The sequence below is a fragment of the Demequina sp. genome (genome assembly GCA_024707205.1).
In the GTDB taxonomy this organism is placed as follows: domain Bacteria; phylum Actinomycetota; class Actinomycetes; order Actinomycetales; family Demequinaceae; genus Demequina.
Window position 1 is genome coordinate 134194 of record JANQAD010000001.1, and the last position, 23387, is coordinate 157580.

Annotated in this window: 21 protein-coding genes and 1 pseudogene; 9 read left to right on the forward strand and 13 right to left on the reverse strand. The window is 67.5% G+C overall.

The annotated features are described in order from the left end of the window. Positions 1-8 precede the first annotated feature (8 nt). Entirely contained in the window at positions 9-1340 is a 1332-nt protein-coding gene (locus NVV57_00685; GenBank protein ID MCR6711276.1) for a CapA family protein, read from the forward strand. Positions 1341-1573: 233 nt separating this feature from the next. On the opposite strand, the gene NVV57_00690 is transcribed toward NVV57_00685, so the two are convergent. The 3 genes from NVV57_00690 to NVV57_00700 form a co-directional block, all read right to left on the reverse strand. Further along, positions 1574-3847 (reverse strand): EAL domain-containing protein, encoded by a 2274-nt coding sequence (locus tag NVV57_00690; protein MCR6711277.1) that lies wholly within the window; start codon positions 3845-3847, stop codon positions 1574-1576. Continuing rightward, positions 3832-6423, reverse strand: a complete 2592-nt coding sequence (locus NVV57_00695) for a DNA translocase FtsK (protein MCR6711278.1) — start codon at positions 6421-6423, stop codon at positions 3832-3834. Before NVV57_00695 ends, NVV57_00690 begins: the two co-directional genes overlap by 16 nt. Before the next feature lie 63 nt (positions 6424-6486). Then, positions 6487-7500 carry a LacI family transcriptional regulator gene (locus NVV57_00700; GenBank protein MCR6711279.1) on the reverse strand — a complete coding sequence of 338 codons (1014 nt, stop codon included), beginning with the start codon at positions 7498-7500 and terminating at the stop codon, positions 6487-6489. A gap of 199 nt (positions 7501-7699) precedes the next feature. Between NVV57_00700 and NVV57_00705 the strand changes: the two genes are divergently transcribed. Genes NVV57_00705 through NVV57_00720 form a run of 4 tightly spaced genes read left to right on the forward strand, consistent with a single transcriptional unit; the run spans position 7700 to position 12766 of the window. Continuing rightward, complete coding sequence (locus tag NVV57_00705) at positions 7700-8968, forward strand: extracellular solute-binding protein (protein ID MCR6711280.1); 1269 nt, start codon at positions 7700-7702, stop codon at positions 8966-8968. Positions 8969-9022: 54 nt separating this feature from the next. After that, the gene (locus tag NVV57_00710; GenBank protein MCR6711281.1) at positions 9023-10021 is read left to right on the forward strand and encodes a sugar ABC transporter permease; all 999 of its coding nucleotides are present in this window, start codon (positions 9023-9025) and stop codon (positions 10019-10021) included. Continuing rightward, positions 10018-10836: a carbohydrate ABC transporter permease gene (locus tag NVV57_00715; protein MCR6711282.1), complete on the forward strand. Its 819-nt coding sequence runs from the start codon at positions 10018-10020 to the stop codon at positions 10834-10836. Before NVV57_00710 ends, NVV57_00715 begins: the two co-directional genes overlap by 4 nt. 7 nt (positions 10837-10843) lie before the next feature. Beyond that, a complete protein-coding gene (locus NVV57_00720) occupies positions 10844-12766 on the forward strand; it encodes a glycoside hydrolase family 127 protein (protein MCR6711283.1) in 1923 nt (640 codons plus the stop codon). Here the strand turns inward: NVV57_00720 and NVV57_00725 are convergent. The 7 genes from NVV57_00725 to thyX all read right to left on the reverse strand — a co-directional run bounded on the left by NVV57_00725 (position 12750) and on the right by thyX (position 18373). Continuing rightward, positions 12750-13178, reverse strand: a complete 429-nt coding sequence (locus tag NVV57_00725; GenBank protein ID MCR6711284.1) for a PIN domain-containing protein — start codon at positions 13176-13178, stop codon at positions 12750-12752. The genes NVV57_00720 and NVV57_00725 overlap by 17 nt on opposite strands. Continuing rightward, positions 13175-13426, reverse strand: a complete 252-nt coding sequence (locus tag NVV57_00730) for an antitoxin (GenBank protein ID MCR6711285.1) — start codon at positions 13424-13426, stop codon at positions 13175-13177. The genes NVV57_00725 and NVV57_00730 overlap by 4 nt, the downstream gene beginning before the upstream one ends. A gap of 91 nt (positions 13427-13517) precedes the next feature. Continuing rightward, a complete protein-coding gene (locus NVV57_00735; protein MCR6711286.1) occupies positions 13518-13997 on the reverse strand; it encodes a hypothetical protein in 480 nt (159 codons plus the stop codon). 547 nt (positions 13998-14544) lie between these two features. Next, positions 14545-16227: a ribonuclease J gene (locus NVV57_00740; protein MCR6711287.1), complete on the reverse strand. Its 1683-nt coding sequence runs from the start codon at positions 16225-16227 to the stop codon at positions 14545-14547. Between the two features lie 3 nt (positions 16228-16230). Continuing rightward, positions 16231-17133: a 4-hydroxy-tetrahydrodipicolinate synthase gene (gene dapA, locus NVV57_00745; GenBank protein ID MCR6711288.1), complete on the reverse strand. Its 903-nt coding sequence runs from the start codon at positions 17131-17133 to the stop codon at positions 16231-16233. A 32-nt stretch (positions 17134-17165) separates the two neighbouring features. Continuing rightward, a complete protein-coding gene (locus NVV57_00750; GenBank protein MCR6711289.1) occupies positions 17166-17654 on the reverse strand; it encodes a hypothetical protein in 489 nt (162 codons plus the stop codon). After that, on the reverse strand, positions 17651-18373 hold the full coding sequence (gene thyX / locus NVV57_00755; protein MCR6711290.1) for an FAD-dependent thymidylate synthase: 723 nt from the start codon (positions 18371-18373) through the stop codon (positions 17651-17653). The genes NVV57_00750 and thyX overlap by 4 nt, the downstream gene beginning before the upstream one ends. A 189-nt stretch (positions 18374-18562) precedes the next feature. Between thyX and NVV57_00760 the strand changes: the two genes are divergently transcribed. The 4 genes from NVV57_00760 to NVV57_00775 are packed head-to-tail and all read left to right on the forward strand — an operon-like array spanning position 18563 to position 20707. Further along, positions 18563-19192: a GNAT family N-acetyltransferase gene (locus NVV57_00760; protein MCR6711291.1), complete on the forward strand. Its 630-nt coding sequence runs from the start codon at positions 18563-18565 to the stop codon at positions 19190-19192. Next, positions 19180-19893 (forward strand): AzlC family ABC transporter permease, encoded by a 714-nt coding sequence (locus tag NVV57_00765; protein ID MCR6711292.1) that lies wholly within the window; start codon positions 19180-19182, stop codon positions 19891-19893. Before NVV57_00760 ends, NVV57_00765 begins: the two co-directional genes overlap by 13 nt. Next, positions 19890-20213, forward strand: a complete 324-nt coding sequence (locus NVV57_00770; GenBank protein MCR6711293.1) for an AzlD domain-containing protein — start codon at positions 19890-19892, stop codon at positions 20211-20213. The genes NVV57_00765 and NVV57_00770 overlap by 4 nt, the downstream gene beginning before the upstream one ends. A gap of 11 nt (positions 20214-20224) precedes the next feature. Then, positions 20225-20707: a GNAT family N-acetyltransferase gene (locus tag NVV57_00775; GenBank protein MCR6711294.1), complete on the forward strand. Its 483-nt coding sequence runs from the start codon at positions 20225-20227 to the stop codon at positions 20705-20707. Positions 20708-20714: 7 nt separating this feature from the next. Here the strand turns inward: NVV57_00775 and NVV57_00780 are convergent, their stop codons facing one another. From NVV57_00780 to NVV57_00790, 3 genes and pseudogenes are all read right to left on the reverse strand, one after another. Further along, complete coding sequence (locus tag NVV57_00780; GenBank protein ID MCR6711295.1) at positions 20715-21179, reverse strand: hypothetical protein; 465 nt, start codon at positions 21177-21179, stop codon at positions 20715-20717. Continuing rightward, positions 21176-21887 (reverse strand): annotated as a pseudogene (dapB, locus tag NVV57_00785) (4-hydroxy-tetrahydrodipicolinate reductase). Before dapB ends, NVV57_00780 begins: the two are co-directional and overlap by 4 nt. Positions 21888-21935: 48 nt before the next feature. Then, positions 21936-23186 (reverse strand): HlyD family efflux transporter periplasmic adaptor subunit, encoded by a 1251-nt coding sequence (locus tag NVV57_00790; GenBank protein MCR6711296.1) that lies wholly within the window; start codon positions 23184-23186, stop codon positions 21936-21938. Positions 23187-23387: the final 201 nt, after the last annotated feature.

Here is a 23387-nt window from a genome sequence, read left to right on the forward strand (position 1 = left end):
ATGGCGCCATGACCCAGCCCCGTCCTGCGCATTCCTCGCGCGCGCGCAGATCACTGGGAGCGGCGCTCGCGCTGGTAATCGCCGCTGTCGCGGGTGTGGGAGTTGCGCTCGCCGTGACCCCCAACGGGCCCGACGCTGCGGCGAGCCAAACGCCGACGTCGCCAATAGCGTCGGGCACCCCTGGCGCGACGACCGCTCCCGACAGCGGCGCACTGCCCATCCAGCCGCCCCCCATCAAGCCGGTGCCCGCGGTGACGTTCACGCTGGTCGCCGGGGGCGACGTGCTTCCGCACCAGCCGGTGCTGGACTCGGCACGGAGCGGCTCTGGCTATGACTTCGCGAAGCAGTTCAAGCCCACGAAGGCCATCATCTCGGGCGCCGACATCGCGATCTGCCACATGGAGACGCCCGTGGCGCCCAAGGGCACCAAGCCGTCCGGCTACCCGATCTTCGGCGCGCCGGCGTCGCTCGTGAAGGACCTCGGCAAGGCGGGCTGGGACGGCTGCTCCACGGCCTCCAACCACAGCGTGGACCGCGGCTTCCCTGGGATCGAGGCCACCGGGGACGCGTTCCAGGCGGCTGGGCTCGGGCACGCGGGCACGGCTCGCTCCAAGGACGAGTCGACCCAGGTGCAGTACTACTTCGTGTCCGAGGGCGGGCGCACTATCTCGGTGGCGCACATCTCCTATGCGTACGGGCTGAACGGGCTCCCCGTGCCCGCGGGCAAGCCGTGGTCGGTCAACGTGTTCGACGCGTCCGCGGCGGACGTGACGCCCATCCTCGACGCCGCGAAGGAGGCGCGCAGCGAGGGCGCCGACGTGGTCATCGCGTCGGTCCACTGCTGCGTTGAGTACGTGACGCAGCCGACCCCCACGCAGAAGTCGATCGCCTCGCAGATCGCGGAATCCGGGCTGGTAGACCTGTACATCGGTCACCACGCCCACGTGCCGCAGCCCATCGTCAAGCTCGACGGCGGCCCGGACGGCGAGGGCATGTGGGTCGCGTACGGCCTCGGCAACTTCATCTCCAACCAGGACGCCTCGACCGTTGGCCATGCCGAATCCGTCAATGGGGTGCTCTTGCGCGCCACCTTCACGGTGTCGCCTGACGATGACGTCTCCGTGGAGGCCGGGTGGACCGCGGTGACGGTCGATCGCCTCCATGGGCACGTGGTGTATCCGATTTCGAAGAACTCGGGGGCGGTGGGGAAACTGACGGCTGCGCAGGTGAAGTCGAGATGGAACCTGGTGCACGACGCGGTTGGCGATGCGGCTCCTGAGGTAACTGAGGCGGGCGCGCCCCTCGCGGACTACATGTGGCTCAACACGAGGACGCCGTAGCGACTGTTCGGCTCGTGCCATCTCTGGATTAGGCATGTGAGTCCTGGACTCGCGCGGTGTGGTGCTCCGTTTGGGCAGCTGAGTCCTGATCGCGTCTTCGGCCATAGCGATGCGAGTCCCTGCGGTCCTTGGGTGCGAGCTCGCGGAAAAACAGGACTGAGTTGCCTAAACGGGCGCCTGCTTGGCCGGAAGGCAGGACTGAGGTGCCTAAACCCTAGGTTGGGTGCCGCGGGCTACGCGCTGAACGTGGCGCCGGAGAGGTCTAGCGGGTCGTCGTGCTCCTGCGGGCGCGGGTCGATGAGGCTTGCCACGTAGTGCGTCTTCGCGTCGAGGACCGCGGCAGCGGGCTGCGCCACACCGAACAGCCAGCCCTGGCCGTAGCGCCAGCCGCACGCGCTGAGGAACTGGGCCTGCGCCTCGGTCTCGATGCCCTCGGCGATCGTCGCGAGGCCAAGCTCGCGCGCGAGCGCGCCGAGCGCGCGCGACACGCGCGCACCAGCCGGGTCCTCGGGGATGCCGGCCACGAACGACATGTCGAGCTTCACACCCGAGACGGGCAGGTCACGCAGATAGGACAGCGGCGAGACGCCCGTGCCGAAGTCGTCGAGCAGGATCGGCACGCCGGCGTTGCGGAGCTCGGTGAGCTCGTGGCGGATGCGCGTGTTGGGCGCCACCAGCGACGCCTCGGTGAGCTCCACCACAATCCGCTGCGGGCTCAGGTGATGGCCGCCGATCGCGCCGAGCACGCGGTCGGCGAACTCCGAGTCGCCGAGTTGATCGGCGGAGACGTTGATCGACACCCATGTGGAGTCCGTGGGATTGAGGGTCAGGAAGTTCGCTGCCTGCTCCACGAGCGCGGTGCCGAGCACCGTCGCGAGGTTGCGGTCGTCGATGAGCGGCAGGAAGGCGCCGGGCAGCAGCAGCCCGCGCGTTGGATGCTGCCACCGGACGAGGGCCTCGTAGCCGACCACAGAGCGGGAGGAGAGCTCAAGGATCGGCTGGTAGTGCAGGACCAGGTCTCCGTGCTCGATGGCGCGCGCGAGATCCGCGGCGAGCGCCGTCTGCGAGTCGCGAGAGGTGCGCATGGTGGGGTCGAAGACCTCGGTGCGGGACTTTCCGGTCGCCTTCGCGCGGTACATCGCGGCGTCGGCCGCACTCAGCAGACCGGGGGCGCCGCCCGCGATGGTCTCCTCGTCGGCCATCGCAATTCCAAGCGAGGCGCCAAGGTGGATCTGGTGGCGCTTGACCTGCAGCGGTCGCTTGAGACCCGCGTGGATGGAGCCGGCGATATCGAACAGTGCCTTGGAGCAATCCGGGTCCTGGACCACGATCACGAACTCGTCGCCGCCGATGCGCGCCACCGTGCCGCGACCGGCGGTCGCCGAGCGCAAAACCCCTGCTACATAGACCAACGCACTGTCTCCAGTGGCGTGCCCAAACCGGTCGTTGAGCCCCTTGAACCCGTCCAGGTCCACCGCGATGACGCCTACGCGACTCTCCGCGTCGGGCTGTTCAAGCACCTGCTGCAGCACGTCTTGCAGCAGCGTGCGGTTCGCGAGGCCCGTGAGGGGATCGTGCATCGCGCGGTGCGCGAGCAGTTCGGAGTGCATGCGGTCGTCCGTGGAGTCGCGCACCTGCACGATGTAGTGGTCGGGCGCACCACCCGGGTAGCGCACGAGCCCAACATCCAGCACCGCCCACACCACGTTTCCGTCCGCACGCACGTAGCGCTTCTCCACGGAGAACCGGTTCTGGTGGCCCGCATACAGGCGCTGCAACTGGTCGCGCTCCGCCGCGAGGTCCTGCGGGTGAGACAGCGCGGAGAACGGCGTCCCGCGCAGCGCGGCCACGGTGGAGCCCATCATCTCCGCGAAGGCCCTGTTGACCTCCATGAGGCGCCACTCAAGATCAACCAAGGCCATGCCCGTCGGCGCGTTCTCCATCGCCTTGCGGAACTGGGCGTCGGAGCGTGAGATGGCCTCAGCCGCCTCCCTTAGCCCCGTGGGGTCGGCGAGGGTAATGACCGTGATGGGCACACCGTCGGGCCCATCCGTCACCACAGCCGAGCGAACGTGAAGCCAGCGAATGTCGTCAACGCCGCGCCGCCCGGGCACGCCGATGGTGCGCGGCGCCTCCTCGGTGGTGGCGAAGGCCTCCGTGAGCGCCACGGGCTGCACGTTCGCGTCGACGATCCGAATCGGGAGTCGGTACAGGAGCTTGCCGATCGCCTCTTCGCGCGTCACGCCGACCATGCGGGCGGCGACGTCGGAGATCATCGCGACCTCTTGCTTGTCCGTGATGACGATGATGCCGTCTCGCGTGGAGGAGACGACGGCCTCGAACTGTCGCCTCAGCTCGCGTTCACGCTCCGCGGTCTCCGAGTAGGCCTTGCGCGCCTTGCTGGATCGCCAGAAGTAGAAGAACGCGCAGGCGGCCAGGATGACGAAGAGTGCCGTGGCGATGACGACAAAGGTCGACTGCGAGAAGAGATCTACGAAATCCCCCATGCATCGTCCTCAGCTTCGTCGGGAAAGGTGGGCTCACTAAAGGTATCGGCCGAGTGGCCGCGAAGAATAGCCAAAGTCGACGCCAATTCGTCTGGAGTGACCAATACGTCACGAGCCTTCGAGCCCTGGGATGGCCCGACGATGTCGCGGCTTTCGAGCAGATCCATCAGTCTCCCCGCCTTGGCAAAGCCCATCTTCAGTTTGCGCTGAAGCATGGAAGTGGAGCCGAGTTGGGTGGTGATCACGAGTTCGGCGGCCTGCAGCAGGTCGTCGAGGTCGTCGCCGATGTCCTCGCTGACGATCGCGCTCGAGCCGGCCTGGATGACGTCGTTGCGGTACTCGGGGTCCGCCTGGCGCTTGACGTGGTTCACGGCCGCGTGGATCTCGGACTCGCTCACCCACGCGCCCTGGACGCGCATCGGCTTGGACTCCCCCATGGGCAGGAACAACGCGTCGCCCTGGCCGATGAGCTTCTCGGCTCCCGGCATGTCGAGCACAACACGGCTGTCTGCCAGGGATGACGTGGCGAACGCCAAGCGGGACGGCACGTTGGCCTTGATAGTGCCGGTGACGATGTCGACGGAGGGGCGCTGGGTGGCGAGCACCAGGTGGATTCCCGCGGCCCTGGCGAGCTGGGTGATGCGCTGGATCGAGTCATCCACATCGCGAGGCGCCACCATCATGAGGTCCGCGAGCTCGTCCACGATGACCAGCAGGTACGGGTAGGTGTGGATCTGCCGCTCGGAGCCAGGCAGCGGCTTGACCTTGCCCGCGCGCACGGCCTTGTTGAAATCGTCCACGTGCTTGAAGCCGTACAGCGCGAGGTCGTCGTACCTCATGTCCATCTCCTTCACCACCCAGTCGAGGGCCTGCGCGGCCTTCTTGGGGTCGGTGATGATGGGCGTGATGAGGTGGGGAATCCCCTCGTAGATGCTCAGTTCGACGCGCTTGGGGTCCACGAGCACCATGCGCACCTCGCTGGGCGTTGCACGCATGAGGATGGACGTGATCATCGAGTTCACGAAGCTTGACTTGCCCGCGCCCGTTGCTCCCGCGACCAGCAGGTGCGGCATCTTGGCGAGGTTCGCCATGACATAGCCGCCCTCGACGTCCTTGCCGATGCCGATCGCCATGGGGTGGTCGTTCTTGATGGCCGTGGTGGAGCGCAGCACGTCGCCGAGCGCCACGGTCTCGCGGTCCACGTTCGGGATCTCGATGCCGATCGCGCTCTTTCCAGGAATCGGAGACAGGATGCGCACGTCCGCGCTCGCCACCGCATACGCGATGTTGCGCGACAGCTGGGTGATCTTCTCGACCTTGACGCCAGCGCCGAGCTCCACCTCGTAGCGTGTGACCGTTGGCCCGCGAGTGAAGCCCGTAACCTCGGCGTCCACGCCGAACTGCTCAAGCACGGAGGTGAGGGCGGCCACCACACGGTCGTTGGCGGCCGAGCGCGCCTTGTGCGGCGTGCCCTTGACGAGCATCTCCGGGTCCGGGAGCACGTAGGGGCTCGAGTTCTCGAGTTGCCCCTGCACGCCCTGCGGCACGATCGACGTCGGCGGCGCCTGGGGCGCGGGGATGATCGCGGTCGGCTCGGTGTCGACGTCCTCTCCCGCGGGCTCGTAGCCGCCCGCGGCCAGGTACGGGCTGGTTGGGATGCCCGACGCTGGGGTTGCGTGCTGCGGCACGCCGTACTCGGGCGTGGCGTCGCTTTCGGAGGGCGAAATCAGTTCGTCGAACTCGCTGCGCTGGAGCGCCTTCGCGAAGGCCTCGTCGGCCTCGTAGGAGTCAAGGGTGTCCGCCTTGGCGCGCTTGCCCCGACGGCGTAGCGTGCCGTGCTCGGGGAGGTCAAGGTCACCGTCGTCGCCCAACTCGCCGTCAGCGTCGGGCCTGCTGAAGAGGCCCTTGGCGCGCGCGACCAACTCGCGGAACGGGATGCCGAGCGTCACCAGAATGGCCAGCAATGACAGCATTACCAGCACGAATACCGCTAAGCCGCCTGTCAGGACGGAGGCGAGCGGGGTGCCAACGAGGAAGCCGAGCAGGCCGCCCGCCGCCATCACCGCGTCCCAGCCCTCGGTGGGCGACGGCTGATCGCGGGCGATGTGGATGATGCCGTCGACGGTGAGGGCGAGGAAGAGCAGACCCACCATGATGCGGTGGTTGGTGTGGCCCTCCTGCGGCTCGCGGAAGAGGCGCAGGGACAGGAACAGCAGCGCGATGGGCAGGAGCTTGGCGAGCACTCCGAACAGGCCTGCCGCGACGCCGTGTATGACGGTGCCCGCCCACGAGCCGACGCCGAACCATTCGGTCGCGGCGACGAGGACAGCGCCGATCAGCAGGAGAACGGCGGCGCCATCGCGGCGAACGTCGGGGCTCACGGCCTTGGCCCCCGTGCCGACCGAGCGCACGGCGCCGCCGACGGCCGCAGAGGTTCCGTGGCCTACCGCCTTGGCGCCGCGCACCACCGCCGGCGCTTGCTTCTTCGCCGGCTGCTTGCGCGCGGGAGCCTTGCGCTGTGCCGTGGAGCGCTGCGGGGGTCGCGCAGACGGGCGCGACTGACTGGTTTGAGCCATGCGTTGCACGCTACCCCCGCGCGCCCGCGATGTTGCGGAGGCTCCCCGCGCCAAAGGCTCGCACTAGACGCCCGCCGTGGACTCGCGCGGAACCACACGAACGGGAAGGCGGTTGACTCCTGGGTTCGACGCCCCACCAATGGCGGTCGACAGCGCCCGAGCCGCCGCGCGGCCAAGGTCCTGAAGCTGCATATCGACGCTCGTGAGCGGAGGTCGCGACGCCTGCGCGAGGATGTCCCAATTGTCGACGCCGATCACGGCCACGTCGTCGGGAACCTTGAGACCGGACTCTCGAAGCTCATCGAGCACGCCTCTGGCAATCTGGTCGGAGCCGGCGACGATGCCGTCGATCTTCCTGCCGGAGTCGAGCAGCGTGCGCGTGCCCTGGCGACCCCAACTCTCGCTCCACTGCCCGTACAGGCCACTGCCCCCGGCGAGCTTGAGGCCCCTGTCCTTCATCGCGTCCTTTGCTCCCTCCGCGCGGTCCGTCGCCGCCGTGTAGGAGGGCTCGCCGTTGATGAGGGCGATGTTGGTGCGGCCGCGATCGAGCAGGTGCTCTACGGCGAGGCGGCCCGCCATGTAGTTGTCGGGCGTGAAAGAGGTGTCCGCCGGATCGTCGCTTGGCGCATATGCGTAGACGACCGGAACGGGGATGCCCTGGGTGATCGACGGCCGCGGGTTGGTGGTGCGACCAAGGATCACGATGCCGTCCACCCTGCGTGCAAGCAGCGTCCTGATGTGGTGCTGCTCGCGGATCGCATCCCCACGAGCGTCACAGAGCAGTACGGAGGTTGCTCCGGCGCCGAACGCGTCCTCGGCACCGAGCAGAACCGGCAGCACAAAGCGGTTGTCCAGGTCCGAGGTGAGCATGCCGATGGTGCCGGTCCGCTTGTCGTTGAGGGCGCGGGCGAACGGATTGGGCGTGAAGTTGAGTTGCTGTGCCGCCTCGAACACGCGCTCGCGCGTGGCCGCGCGCACCTGATCGCGGCCGTTGAGCGCCTTGGACGCCGTTGCGATCGACACGCCGGCAAGCCTGGCGACATCCGCCAATGTTGCAGAATTGTGACCTTGCGACATTCGGTTTCGGTCCATTTCCTCGGTCGATTCGTGCTCAGAACGGTGTTCTGATGGGCCGACTATACAACATTTGACGAAACTACCGAAACCGCTTACGGTGACACCGCAGCCGCTTCCAGCGAGCCAAGAATGGGAGCCTGCGGTGGTGTCATCCAGCCCCGGCGCCGCCGAGACCGCACGTCGTTCAAGGAGGAACATAGTGACAAGCAAGGCCCGCAGGCTGACCGGATTCGGTTCAGCCGCCCTCGGTTTGGTGCTCGTTGGAGTGCTCGCCGGGTGCTCCAGCAACCCAACCGACAGCCCCACCACCGGTGCCACCGGCTCCACGGGAGCCCCAGCAGGCGGCGACTACACCCTGTGGGACCCGTACCCCGACCGTGACGCCTCCAGCACGTGGGCCCAGGCCATCAACGCCTGCGCCGACCAGCTCGGCATCACGATCACCCGCAACTCCGGCAACACCGGCGACACCGTCAAGGACCTCACGACGGCCGCCGCCGGCACGCTGCCCGACATCGCCATGGTCGACAACCCCAAGGTCTCCACGCTCGCCGACGCCGGCCTGCTGACGACCACGGACGAGAACGGCCTCGATGTCTCCAACATCTCCCAGAACATCCTCAGCGCCGGCGTCATGGACGGAAAGACGTACGGCGTCCCCGTTGGTGCCAACACGCTCGGCCTCTACTACAACCCCAAGGTCCTCGAGGACGCCGGAGTCGACATCGCGTCGGTCACCGACTACGCCTCACTGACGGACGCGATCAAGAAGGTTGTCGCCGCCGGTCACAAGGGCATTACGTTCTCCGCCGTCGGCACCGAAGAGGGAACCTTCCAGTTCCTTCCGTGGTTCTGGGGCGCTGACGCGGACCTCACGCAACTCGACTCCTCCCAGTCGGTGGCCGCGCTCACGCTGTGGACCGGTTGGGTCAAGGATGGCCTCGCCCCCCAGTCCGTGCTGCAGAACACGCAGGGCACCAGCTGGGACGAGATGCTGACCGGCGACTTCGGCTTCGCCGAGAACGGCTCCTGGTTCCAGGGCGCCGCCGACGAGAACGGCTTCGGCGTCATCCAGATCCCCGGGATCGAAGGCGGCACTGCCCCCGCCCCCACCGGCGGCGAGTTCATGACGCTGCCGATCCAGAAGGACACCTCGCGGTACGCGACGTCCGCCAAGATCGTCGAGTGCCTCGCCGACGGAGACGCCGGCGCCACCGCGCTCGGCTACGTTGCCCCCACTGCGGAGGGTGCGGCGGCCCAGGCTGCGGCCAACACCGCTGGCGCCAACGACTTCTGGGTCAAGGCAGTGGGCGACGCCAAGCCGCGCACGGCAGACAACCTGGGAATCAAGTACCCGGTCATCTCTGAGCAGCTGTACACCGCCATCCAGTTGGCGCTGTCCGGCGGTGCCTCGCCCACCGACGCCCTGACGGCGGCGCAGGCGGCAGCAGAGAAGAATCTCGGATAAGTCGTAGGCAGATACACAACTTCTCCAATGCCTACCAATCTGAGGAGGTCGCCGATGACCGAACACCACGTCCCGCTTGAGGGTGCTCCGGTCACAAGCGATCACAACGGGGAGGCGGCGGCGCAAGCCGCCGCCTCCCGCACTCCCAAGTCCACGAGCAAGACCAAGTCCGTTGTGGGCGCACAGTTCGCCGCATGGATGTTCCTGCTCCCCATCCTGATCTACTTGGTCGCCTTCTACCTGTGGCCTCTGCTCCGCAATCTCGACCTCAGCTTCCGCGACTACACGCTCGGCTCGTTCATCACCGGCAAGGCCGAATGGATTGGCTTCGACAACTACGCGAAGGTCCTCACGGATCCCGCGTTCCTGACGGCACTGTGGAACACGGTCGTCTTCGTGGGCCTGTCTCTCGCCTTCCAGTACTCGATCGGCCTCGCTCTTGCGGTGTTCTTCTACAGACGGTTCCCCCTGAGCACCACCCTGCGCGCGCTGTTCCTGGTGCCATGGCTGCTGCCGCTGCTTGTCTCCGCCTCGGTGTGGGCGTGGATGATGAACTCGGACTCCGGGGTGCTCAACTACTTCCTCAGGGTCATCGGCGTTGATCCCATCTACTGGCTGACCTCGCCCGACTGGTCCCTGATCGGCGTGACGATCGCCAACATCTGGATCGGCATCCCTTTCAACCTGGTGCTGCTCTACGCCGGGCTGCAGGCCATCCCCACCGAGGTCTACGAGGCGGCCGCGATTGACGGCGCCAGCCGCTGGCAGACGTTCTGGCGCGTGACCTTCCCCCTGCTACGCCCCGTGAGCGCGATCACGCTGCTCCTCGGCCTCGTCTACACGCTCAAGGTCTTCGACATCATCTGGGTGATGACCCAGGGCGGGCCGGGAAACGCGTCGCTCACTCTCGCGATCTGGTCCTACCGCCTTGGCTTCGGCGGCGGCGCCCCCCAACTGGGACCCGCGGCTGCCGTGGGCAACGTGCTCATCGTCATCGCGTTCATCTTCGGCATCTTCTATATCCGCGCCCAGCGTAAGGCGGTGAACTCGTGAAGACGCGCCGCTCCTGGTTCACCACGGCGATCGCGGTGGTGTTGACCGCCATCATGCTGTTCCCGCTGTATTGGATGATCAACGTCTCGCTCACACAGAAGAACGAGCTGCGCGCGGACCCGCCGCCGCTGTTCCCCTCGAGCCCCAACTTCGACGGCTACGACAAGGTCATTCACGAGCAACTCCCCTACCTGGGCACGAGCTTCCTCGTGGGAATCGGCACCGTGATCGTCACGCTCATCGTGGCCGCCCCCGCTGGCTACTCGATGGCGAAGCTGCGGCCATGGGGCGGAACCGCCCTCAACTTTGGCCTGCTGGTTGCCCAGATGATCCCCGGGATCATCATGGCGATGGGGTTCTACCTGATCTTCAACTCGTGGGGTCTGCTCAACACGGTGTGGGGCCTCATCATCGCGGACACGACACTCGCCGTGCCGTTCGCCGTGCTGATCTTCACCGCCTTCATGATGGGTATCCCCAACGAGCTGATCCAAGCCGCACGCATCGACGGCGCGGGCCACTGGCGCACGTTCCGGTCGATCGTGCTTCCCGTGAGCCGCAATTCCATCGTCACCGTCTCGCTCTTCGCGTTCCTGTGGTCGTGGTCGGACTTCCTGTTCTCCTCCACCCTCAACCGCGGCGGCGCGCTCCAGACCATCACCATCGGCATCTACCGGTACCTAGGCAACAACACACAGGACTGGAACGCGATCATGGCCACCGCCGTCGTCGCCTCCATCCCTGCCGCGTTCCTGCTCGTCATCGCTCAGCGCTACGTGGCTGCTGGCGTGACCGCAGGCGCAGTCAAGGACTGAACCACTCATGAAAGCGAGCATCGTGACCGAGCCAACCGCAGCGTCGGGCAGTATCACCAGCACCGGCGGGCCGGTGGTGCCCACGCGGTCCGTGCTGCGACCGCTGGGGCCGGATGAGGTGACGATCACCGGGGGCCTGTGGGCGGATTACCAGGCGCTCAATGCCACCGCGATCATCGACCACTGCTTCACCTGGATGGAGCGGACTGGGTGGATCGGGAACTTCGACGCCATCGCGGCCGGCGGTTCAGACCACTCTGGGATCGAGTTCACGGACTCGGAGATCTACAAGCTTCTTGAGGGCATGGCGTGGGAGTTGGCCCGCCAGCCCGACGCTGCCCTCGCCTCTCGTTTTGAGGCGCTGGTTGCGCGCGTTGCGGCCGCGCAGGATGCGGACGGCTACCTCAATACGGCGTTTGGGCATCCTGGTCAGCGCGAGCGCTTCAGCGACCTCGAGTGGGGCCACGAACTGTACTGCGCCGGCCACCTGTTGCAGGCCGCCGTCGCGCGGCTGCGTACCGGCCACGACGACCTGCTTGTGACGGTTGCTAGAGGCGTTGCGGATCACCTGTACGGCGAGTTCGGCCCCAGCGGCCGGGCGGCGATCTGCGGGCACCCTGAAGTGGAGGTGGCGCTCGCGGAGTTCTCTCGCGCCACCGGTGAGCGGCGCTACTTGGAACTCGCGCGACTGTTTGTGGAGCGCCGCGGGCACGGGCTGCTCAAGCCGATCTCGCTCGGCCAGGACTACTTTCAGGATGACGTGCCCGTGCGCGATGCGGACGTCCTTCGTGGTCATGCGGTTCGCGCGCTCTATCTCGCAGCGGGCGCCTTCGACGTTGCTGTAGATAGCGGCGATGTCGAGCTCGCGGATGCGATCGCGCGTCAGTGGGACGCGACGCTCGCCCGCCGCACGTACATCACGGGCGGCCTCGGTTCGCGCCACACCGGAGAGGCGATCGGCGCCGACTGGGAGCTGCCGCCGGACCGGGCCTACTCGGAGACCTGCGCGGGAATCGCCTCGGTGATGCTCAACTGGAGACTGCTGCTGCAGTCGGGCGAGGCACGCTACGGAGACGTCATCGAGCGCACGCTGCTCAACAACATCCTCGCCTCCCCGCGTGCGGACGGCCACGCCTTCTTCTACGCGAATCCCCTTCAGCAGCGCGTCGCCAACGGCGAGGCGCCGCATGACGAGGTGAGCCTCCGGGCCGACTCGACGCTGCGCGCGCCATGGTTCGAGGTGTCGTGCTGCCCTCCCAATGTCGCTCGCACGCTCGCGAGCGTCGCGATGTACTTTGCCACCGCGGACGACGAAGGGATCCAGCTTCACCAGTACGCCACGTATCGGGTGTCCACTGACGTCGGCGGTCGTTCGGTGACGCTTTCCGTCGACTCTGGGTACCCGTTCGACGGAAGCGTGCGCGTCACCGTCGAGACTGGCGGCGTGCTGGTGATGCGCCTGCGCGTCCCCTCGTGGGCCGATGGGGCCAACTGGCAGGTGCCCGACGGCGTTGCCGCCTCCCCATCGGATGGCTGGCTTGAGGTGCGGGGTGAGTTTGCTGCTGGCGATGTCGTCACGCTGTCGCTGCCGATGGACCCCCGCATCGCTCGTCCCGATCCTCGGATCGACGCCGTGCGGGGTCAGATCGCCGTGGAACGGGGTCCGCTCGTACTCGCGCTCGAATCTGCGGACGTGCCGGGCGAACTCGATGCTGCCGAGGTCGCTATCGACGCGGATGCGGGTTCCGAACCCACCGCACACGGCGCGAAGGTGACGCTCGTCGCCGTCGGCGACTGGGCCGTCGGCTGGCCCTATGGGGCCACGCACGACGCCGAGCCCACATCGCTGGGTGAGGCAGAACTCATCCCCTACTACCAGTGGGCCAACCGCGGGCCGTCGACGATGCGGGTGTTCATTCCCCTGGCGTGAAAGTGCGGATGCCCTTGAATCGCGCGAAGTCCGTGTCGAAGGTGACGACCGTGGCGTTGTGCTGAAGTGCGAGAGCGGCGAGGTGTGCGTCGTTGATGACGTTGCCTCCCCTGCCCATGGCCTTGAGCAAGACCGACATGCGCTCCAGATGACGACCGTCGGGCTCGGGGACCCAAGCATGCGGGCTCGCCAGCCAACTCTCGACGTAGCCGACCGCCTCGCTCCAGTCGAGCGGCCGATCATAAATGCGTGGATTGCTCGCGATGCGCATGAAGGCGAGCAACGACACCCACGGCAAGAGAACGGGCGACCCTCCGGACAGCGCCGCTTCAAGCCATGCGCGCGAGACGTCGTGATCGCGCGAATCCTCATCGACGGCGTACAGCAGCACGTTGGCATCGACCAGGTTCACTGGCGCGCCTCGCGCCTGCGGTTGAGCTCCTCGTCCTCGAGCTCGGCAGCGAGTTGCAGCGCCTTGACAACCGATACTCGCGCTCCAAGATTCGCGGTGCGCTGCACAAAGCGATAGCTGGCCCCGTCAGAGTTCGCGCCAGCGACGATCGCCTGATTCACCGCATCCTTGAAACTTAGCCCGCGGTCGCGCATGAGCGCGCGGATACGGGCATCGGCCTCTGGAGTCAGCGTGACTGTCGTGCGCATGGGTCCATGCTAGTTCGGCTGCATCACAACATCAAGATAGATGATGCGATGATGTAGATCCATGAGGGCGGCCCAAACTGCGGCGAGCTCGTCATTGCTGGAAGGTGCAGCAGTGCTCCGCGTCTTCACGATTGAAGTCGAGCCCGGTTGCCTTGGAGAGGTCTGCTGAGGGGTCATTGAAACTCACGCCAATATCCGCGTTGAGCTGGTCAACGCCGTACGTGTCGGGGTCTACGAGGCCTTTCTTGACCAGGCAATTGATGATCAGCTGCTCGAGCGGCAGCCCTTGCGGGTTCTTGATGCTCTGCCAGTAGACGGACTCGATCGCACCATCTCCCAGGTACTCGCGGAGACATGCCGGTTCGATCCGATCGAATAGCGCCAGGTCCTCCTTTGTGCCATCAAATCCGTGTGCGATTGTGCCGTCTGGCTGTGGTTCGGCGCCATACGGCGGCGGCACGCGGCCCGGGAAGTTAGCGTTGACGCAATCCATGTAGCGGCTGTCAGCATCCTCGTACTCGTCGCCAGTAATCTTCTTGTCCTCGAGGATCCCGCGGGAAAAGTCAGACAAGTCGCCCGCGAGTTCAACGTCAAACTACGCCGTCAACCCCGGCGAGACGGCCGCAGAACTGGCCACGGGCGACGCCGAAGGCACCACGGCTCTGCTTGCGGTGCATGCCGCCAGAACAAGGGCGACAGCCGCGACGGCAATCACCGTCGTTGGGTGACGAACCATGCTGCTAAGCGCCTAATAAGTCCGGTAGTCGGTAAGGTCTGTCACGGGGATCTCCTTCCATCCGTGAGTTGGCGTCCGAGCTCGCGAAGCTCCGCCACTGTCGGTGCCCACCCTCTCCTTGTACACGCTGCTTGACGAACACCACAATCCCACGGTCGTATGGGTAGTTGTGGGACTGATGTACGTGTACGTACGGGCTTGCGCCTCCGCACAGGTAGAGCCAGCTCCAGCGGAAGAAATCGTGTAGCCGACCGCGCTGTGCTCGTACGCCCATCCGTTGCATGTCGCGTCCCCGGCTGGTAGCGCAATGGCGAACCTCCCGATGGCCCCGCTAAGCCCGCCCTAGGAGGTCGGCAACAGGAGCCAGCCCCAGCGTCGGGCCCTACGCCTCGACGACCACCGGGATGATCATGGGCCGCCTCCGCAGCCTGTTGCCCACGTATCGGCCAAGCACGCGGCGCGCCACTTGTTGAAGCTGGTGCGTGTCCGCGTTACCCGCGCGGGCAGCCTCCTCGAGGGCGTTCTTGATCTCCGGCAGGATCGCATCAAAGACGCTGTCGTCCTCCGCGATGCCTCGAGCGTGCACCTCCGGTCCGGAGACAACACGCCCGTTGCTCGAGTCGATGACCGCGAACACGGAGACGAAGCCCTCCTCGGACAGGATGCGGCGGTCCTTGAGCTCGGAGTCCGTGATCTCGCCCACCGAGGAGCCGTCCACGTAGACGTTGTGCACGTCCACCGCGCCGGCCACGCGCGCGACGCCGTCGCGCAGGTCGACCACAACGCCGTTCTCCGCGAACACCACACGCTCCGGGTCCACCCCGGTGCGCACCGCGAGGCGGCCGTTCGCGAGCAGGTGGCGCACCTCCCCGTGGATCGGCATCACGTTCTTGGGGCGAAGGATGTTGTAGCAGTAGAGCAGCTCTCCCGCGCTCGCGTGGCCGGAGACGTGCACGCGCGCACTCCCCTGGTGCACCACGTTCGCGCCGAGCCGCATGAGGCCGTTGATGACGCGGAACACCGCGTTCTCGTTGCCTGGGATGAGGGACGACGCCAAGATCACCAGATCCCCCTCGCTCACCCTGACCTTGTGGTCCAGGCTGGCAATGCGGCTAAGCGCGGCCATCGGCTCGCCTTGGGAGCCCGTCGACATGAAGACGATCTTGTCGTGGGGAAGGTCGTCGGCCTGGCGCGCGTCCACGAGGATGCCCTCTGGTACTCGCAGAAACCCGAGGTCAGCCGCGATGCCCATGTTGCGCACCATCGAGCGGCCCACGAAGGCCACGCGGCGGCCGTGAGCCTCCGCCGCGTCGATCACCTGCTGGACGCGGTGCACATGGCTCGAGAACGACGCGACCACGATGCGCCCCTTGGTCTGCGCGAACAGGCGGTCGATGACGGGGCCGATCTCCACCTCGGACACGGTGAAGCCGGGGACCTCAGCGTTGGTGGAGTCCACCTGAAACAGGTCCACTCCCTCCTCGCCAAGCCGCGCGAAAGCCCGCAGGTCGGTGATGCGGCCGTCGAGCGGCAGCTGGTCCATCTTGAAGTCGCCCGTGTTGAGCACAGTGCCAGCCGGCGTGCGCACGAACACGGCCAGAGCGTCGGGAATGGAGTGGTTGACCGCGATGAACTCGAGATCGAACGCGCCCAGCTTCTCGCGCTGCCCCTCCTTGACCGCGAGCGTGATGGGGTTGATGCGGTACTCGCGGAGTTTGGCCTCGACGAAGGCAAGCGTGAGCTGCGAGCCGAGCAGCGGGATGTCCGGGCGCAGGCGCAGCAGGAAGGGCACGGCGCCGATGTGATCCTCGTGGCCGTGGGTGAGGACGATCGCCTCGACGTCCGCGAGGCGGTCCTCGATGTAGCTGAAGTCGGGGAGGATGAGGTCCACGCCCGGCTGGTGGTCCTCGGGGAAGAGTACTCCGCAGTCGATGATGAGCAGGCGACCCTCGTATTCGAGGACGTGCATATTGCGGCCAACCTCGCCGAGCCCGCCGAGCGGGACAAGGCGAAGGGTGCCCGGAGCGAGCGGCTCCGGTGGGGGCAGCTCCGGGTGGAAGTGCATGGCTTACTCCTGAGTGGGAAGGCCCGCATCGCGAAGGAACGTCGCGATGGCGACGTACTCCTCGTCGGTGGCGGGCACGTACGGAAGTCTGGTGGCGCGGCTGGGGATGACGCCGGCGGCCTGCAGCGCGGCCTTGGACATGACGCCGCCGGGGCCGCGGCCCATGAGGGCGTCCACGACGGGCAGCAGGCGCTCGTGCCAAGCGTCGGCGAGGCCGGCGTCGTGAGCATCGTGGGCGGCAATCATCGCGCGAATCCACGGGCTCGCGACATGGCTGATCACGGAGACCACGCCAACGGCGCCGGCCCGCAGGAACTCGAGCGTGAGCGGGTCGTCGCCCGAATACCAGGCAAGGCCCGTCCGCTCGATGCGGTCCTTCGCGGCCTCCACCTGGCCGGTCGCGTCCTTGTTGGCGACGATGTTGCTCACGTCCGCGAGCGCGTCATACGACGCGTCGGTGAGGGCGATGCCCGTGCGCCCAGGGATGTCGTAGAGCATCACGGGCAGGTCGCTCGCCGCGGCGATCGCCTGCAGGTGCGCCACGATCCCCGCCTGCTGAGGCTTGGAGTAGTACGGAACCAGCGCGAGCACGCCGTCGGCCCCCGCGTCCGCGGCCTGCTCCGCCATGCGCACCGCGTGAGCCGTGTCGTTGGAACCCGCCCCCGCGACAATCGAGATTCCAGGCCCGACGGCCTCGCGGACCGCCTCGATGAGTTCCACCTTCTCCGGGGCGTGGGTGGTCGGCGCCTCGCCGGTGGTGCCGCTGAGAACCAGGCCGTCATTTCCCTGGGCCACGAGGAACCTCGCGAGCGCCTGCGTGGCCGCGAAGTCAATCTCGCCGTCCGCATGCATCGGCGTGACCATGGCGGTCAGGAGCGCGCCGAACGGGCGGTTGGTCTGGGTCATGCGCCTAACCTATCGCGGGCATTCAGCCTGGGTCAGTCCGCGTCGAGGATCAGCGTCACGTCGCTGAGGTCGCGGATCGTGTCGGGCCCGGAGACCACCTTCGCGTCGAACTCAACCACGTACCCGATCTGACTGAACTCCGCATTGGAGAGCCTCAAGACCAACTGGACGTCCCCGTCGGGCCCCGTGGCCGTGACGACCGCATCCCGTTCACCGTCGCCGTAGGTGTCGTTCCAGTTGGTGAAGAACGTGGCCGCGTCGCTCGGCGTCGCCTCCTTTGTGGAGGTGTTCACCTTGACGATCGAGTTGCCGACCGCCGTGAGCGTGAGCAGGGTCTTGTTGCCATCCGTGATGATGGAGCCGCCGTTTGCGGTGGTCACGTAGACCGAACTGGGGGTGGAGCTGCCGCCGCCCGTGAGGACGCTGAGCAGCCACCCGCCGCCGACGCCGACCACGAGCGCGATGATGACGATCCACGCGGTGACGCGCATTCCCTTGCGGGGGGCTTGAAACTCGGTCATGGGGCAACGCGTCCGTTCTTGTTGAAGGCCTCGTACGTGAGAGGCATGAGCTCAGCCCAGAAGTCTTCCATCTTCTCGGCGACCATCTCGATCTCCCGCTGCGGGAACGAGGGGAAGTGGGTGCCCTCGCGCTTGGTGCGAAGGCTGAGGAAGTTCATGAGGGAGCGTGCGTTCATGGTCACGTACATGGACGAGTACGTGGTCACCGGCAGCACCGCGCGTGCGACCTCGCGGGCGATCCCGGCCTCAAGCATGCGCTGGTAGCTCTCGTAGGCGGCGGTGCAGCTCGCCTTGATCTCTCGCTCCACCAGTTCCGTCTGCTCCGGGGTGCCGGGCACGAACTCGTAGGCGCCGGGCTTTCCCTGCTGGATGAGGTTGCGGTCCGGTCCCGGGTAGTAGAAGACGGGGCGCAGCTCGCGGTAGCGACCCGACTCCTCGTTATAGCTCGCGATGCGGTGACGCATGAACTCGCGGAAGACGAAGATGGGCGCCTGCACGTAGAAGGTCATCGAGTTGTGCTCGAAGGGGCTGCCGTGTCGGTCGCGCATCAGGTAGTTGATGAGGCCCGCTGACTTGGACGCGTCCGCGTCGACGTCCTCGAGCGACTGCTCCCCCTTAGTGGACACGCGCGCCGCGAACAAAACGTCCGCGTCGGCCGCGTGACCCCTCACCAACTCCACCGTCACGTCGGTACGGAACTGAATCTCAGCGTCGGTCACGCCCGCAAGCCTAGTGCCTGGCTGAACCCCCGTCCCCGTCGCACGCTGTCGGTACAAACGTGTCGTTTCCCGCGCGGTAGCGACCTGTGTGTACCGAGAGGATGCGGAGGCGGGCGGGGGTGAAGCGGCCCGACGCTGGCGCCACGCGCGTGCCCCGCGGCACCTTGGGCGCGTGCCAGGATGGGCGACATGACAGAGCCGGACGCACCCAAGAAGGAGTGGCGCGTGCCCGCGCGGATTGAGACCGAGAGGTTGGTGCTGCGGCCCTACGCCCTCGACGATGTGCCTGCCATGGACGAGGTGATCCCCGCCAACCGCGACCACCTGATCGAGTTCATGGCCTGGGCGAAGGACGAGCCGATCGGCACCGAAGCGCGCCGCGCGTACGTGGAGAAGTGCATTGCCGGATTCCGGGACGGGACAGACCTCACCATGGGGATGTTCCTGCGAGCTAACGGCGAGCTCATCGGTGGCACCGGCTATCACGTGCACGACGACCGCCTTGAGATCGGGTACTGGCTCGCGGAACGGTGGCAGCGCCAGGGCCTCATGACCGAAGCAGCGGGCGCCCTGACCCGGATTGCCCTACAGTTCTCATTCGCACCACTCGTAGAGATCTGCTGCGACCCCGCCAACGAGCGCTCGAAGGGCGTGCCGAAGCGTCTTGGATTCCCGTTGACCGGCACCCGCGAGGTGGACGGTGCCCCTCACGAGAGCTGGCGCCTCACGCAGGACGCTTTCCTGGACTCGCCCGCGAGCGCCGAGCCGCGGCCCAACCTCTTTGACGGCACCGGCTCGCCCTTGGCATGGCCCGTCTGAGCATGGCTCGATTCAAGCTGCGCTCGCCTGCGCGCGAGCAGGCCGTCTCCGTCTCGATCGCCACGGGCGCCTACGGCGTGAGTTTTGGTGCGCTGTCGATCGCGGCCGGACTGGACGTGTGGCAGACGGTGGCGCTCAGCCTGTTGCTGTTCACGGGAGGCTCGCAGTTCGCGTTCATCGGCGTGCTCGGCGCCGGCGGCAATCCCTTCGCCGCGGTGGCGACCTCGACGTTTCTTGGCATCCGCAACGGCTTCTATGGCGTAGCGCTCGCACCCGTGCTGCGCCCGCTGCGGGGCGCGCGCAAGGCGTGGGGCGCGCAGGTGACCATCGACGAGTCGACGGCGGTTGCGCTCGCCCAGCCGCACGACGACCTCGCCGCGCGGCGCGAGGGGTTCTGGTGGACCGGCGTGGGTGTGTTCATTCTCTGGAACACGTTCACGCTGGTGGGCGCGGGCCTCGGCAGCGCGCTCGGCGACCCGGGCAAGTATGGGCTGGACGCGGCCGCCGCTGCCGCGTTCCTTGCTCTCCTGTGGCCGCGGCTGGCTCCGCACAGGGCGAAAGTCGTCGCGGGGGTCGCGGCGATCGTCGCGCTCGCACTCACACCGGTCCTGCCAGCGGGGATGCCCATCCTCGCCGCCGCGGTGGTCGCGGTCGTCGCGGGCTGGAACGCGCCGCCTCCCACCGAGGAGGTCCCCGAATGACGCCGTACTCCTGGACCTGGATCGCGATCGTCGCCGCCGCGGCGCTCGCATGGGGCATCAAGCTCGCGGGCCACTCGGTGCCGGAGTCCTGGCTCGAGAATCCCCGCATCCACCGCATCGCCGGCTACATCACGGTCGCGATGCTCGCGGCGCTGTTCGCGGTGCAGGGCTTCACCACCAAGGGGCAACTCGTGCTCGATTCGCGCCTCGCGGCCGTGATCGTCGCCGTGGTGCTGCTGTGGCGCAAGGCGCCCTTCTGGCTCGTGGTGCTCGCGGCAGCCGTCACCGCGGCCGTGCTCCGCGCAGCGGGCCTGCCGTAGGCTTGACCGCCGTGGTCCAAGCCGACGTCTCCGCCCGCCCTGCAGTTCCCGGCGACGAGGCCGCGATCGCGGCGATCCAGCTTGCCGCGTGGCGCGACTGGATGGGAGCCGCCGCCGATGTCCTTCCAGTCAGCGACATCGAGAACCAGTGGGCCACCGCGATCGCGAGCCCACCCAGCCGCCAGCACCGGGTATTCGTCGCGACAGACGGCCCCCGTGTGGTCGGCTTTGCCGCGCTCGCGCCAACGGAGATCATCGCGCTCGAGGTGGCGCCAGAGCACCGTCGTCAGGGCCACGGGTCGCGCCTGCTCGCCGCGTGCGTCGACACCCTGCGGATCGCCAACGCCGGCGAGGTCCGTGCGTGGGCGTTCGAGTCGGACACCGCGCGCGAGACCTTCCTCAGCGGCGCCGGGCTTGGCCTCGGCGGCGTGCGGCGCGTCCTCGAGGGGCCCGACGGCGACCTCGCCGAGCGCATGTGGGTCGCCTCGCTCTAGGGCTGGGTCAGGGCCGCTGCGCCTTGCGAAACAGTTCCGCCGCATAGCGCAGGCACTTGCGCGCCTGGGACCTGTCCCCCGCCGCGTCGTACGCCCACGCCACCTGGAACCAGGCCGCCCAGTCGTGCGGTGCCAACTCCACCTCGCGGGAGGCGAGATCCACGGCCTCCTCTGCAGCAGCGTCGGGCAGGCGACCGGACGGCAGAGGATCGCCCGCGAATGCCGGGAGGCGCCCCTCCTGCTCAAGCCGCGCCGACATCCGTTGCACCGTGGTGCCGAGCCGCCATTCCTTGGCCAGATACCAGGCGCCGATCATGGGCAATACCAGGAGCGCCACGCCCATGAGCACCGCCACCCACGACTCGGAGCGCAGCAGCATGAATGCGCGCTGCGCCACGAGCCCGATGTAGATCGAGAGCAGCACCGTCATGGCGACGGCCGCGAGGAACGCGGGATTGCGGAAGATCTTCACAGCGACAGGTAGCCGTCGAGCCCGACGGTGAGCCCCGGGTGGGAGGCGACCTCGCGGATGCCGAGGAGCACGCCCGGAATGAAGCTCGACCGGTCAAAGGAGTCGGTGCGAATGGTCAACTGCTCGCCGGGGTTGCCGAGGAGCACCTCCTCGTGAGCGGTGAGCCCGCGCAGGCGCACCGCGTGCACGTGGATGCCCTCCACGACCGCGCCGCGCGCGCCGTCAGGGTCCTGGGTGGTCGCGTCTGGAGACGGCCCGACGCTCTTGGCGGCTCTCGCTGCGGCGACGCCTTTCGCGGTGTGCACCGCGAGTGCCGGATGGCGCATCGATCTTGTCCGGATGGTGCAGCTCGACGATCTCGACGGACTCGAAATAGGGAGCTGCCATCGCCGCGAAGCGCATCGACAGCACGGCGCTCAGCGCGAAGTTGGGGGCGATGAGCACGCCGACGTTGGGCGCCGCCGCGAGATGGTCGCGAACGCGGGCCAACGCCTCATCCGTCCAGCCGCTGGTCCCCACCACCGCGTGCACACCGGCGTCGATGAGGGCGTGGACGTTCGCCTCGGTGGCGTCGGGCACCGTGAACTCGACGGCCACGCTCGCTTGCGTCACAGACTCGACGAGCCCGAGGTCGGGCGCGGCGTCGATGGCGCGCGACACCGCCGTGCCCATGCGTCCGGAGGCGCCAAGGACGGCCACGTTGATCATGGGGATGAGCCTACCGAAGCCGGTTGGTGGCGCAGGCAGGCACGTGGCCTACCCGCCTTGTCCGCCGAAGCCGGCAGGCGGCTGGAAGCCATCCGGCGGCTGGAAGTCGCCGCCGCCGGGGAACTGCCGCTGGTCGGTGGTGGACGAGTCGTCCCCGAGGCCGGAGAGCAGCCCGCCGGTGCTTGACGAGCTGTCGTCGCCAGAGCTCAGCTTGATCGAGAGGTCCGCGAGGATCACCTGCTGCCCCTTTTCCAGGCCGGACGTGATCTCCGTGTACTCCGATCCGACCGCGCCCGTAGTGACCGAGGTGGTCTGGGCCTTGCCGTCGTCGCCGATCACCTGCACCGTGGCATCGCCGGTCGCGTCGCTCACCGCGGACGTCGGAACCACTAGCGCACCCGTGGCGCTCGCGACGGTTATCGCCATCCTGGTGGCGGTCCCGATGCGGATTTCGAAGCCGGGGTCCGGCACCGCGATCGTGACTGCGTAGGACTGCTGGAAGGAGTTGCCGCTGTTGACAGTGCCGACGGACGAGACGGTGCCGTCCACCACCTGGTTGTCACTCAGAAGGGTGAGCTGCGCCGCGTCGCCAACCGACAGCATGCGCGCCTGGGTCAACGAGACGGCCAGGTTGACGAGGTACGTGTTGTCCGCGATCACGGTGATCGCCGTCGAGGTGTCGGCGGCACTGACGGAGTCACCGGAGGCCACACCGACAGACACCACCTTGCCGGCAACGGGAGTGCTGAGCGTCGCGTAGTCGAGCTGCGCCTCCGCCACCAGCAGATCCGCCTGCGCCGCCGCAACGTCCGCTCGGTCGGCCAGGATGTCCTCGGCGCTCGGAACGCCGCCGGAAGAACTCGTCGATCCGGATCCCCCGGAGCCGCCGAAGTCATCCGCGGCCGTCGTGACCCGGCTCGTGGTGTACGCCGCGACCGTCACCACCGTATTGTTGCCCGTGTCCGTGACATACGCGGCGGGAGCCGCGCTGGACGTTCCACTGGTGGCGTTGACGAGGTCCGTCACGGCGCTGTTGAGCGCGGTGACCTTGTCCATGAGCGTCGACTGCTCCGCCGCGGCCGCCTGCTGGTCACCCAGCGCCGTCGAGGTATCCGCTTGGCACTGCGCCAGCGCTGTGGCGGCGTCCGCGTCCGTGGGGTCCAGCGCCGTGAACGCTGCACAGGATAACTGAGCCGTCGCCTGCGAAGCGGAGGCCGTCGCAAGCGCGGCGGTCGTGGCGTCGTACTGCGTAAGCAGCGCGTTCTGGGCGTCGACGACGGCCTGCTGAGCCGCCCTCACCGCTTCGGAGGTCCCGGAGCCGCCGGAGCCTCCAGAGCCGTTTGAACCGCCAGAGCTACCGGAACCACCGGAGCCACCCGAACTGCCTGAATCGCCGGACGGCGCAAAACTCCCGCCGCTGGGCTTGCTCGAGCTGCCGGAGGGCTGCGAAGAGGAAGAACTGGAGCTTGAGGACCCGCTGCTCTGCGCATCAAGGTCGTC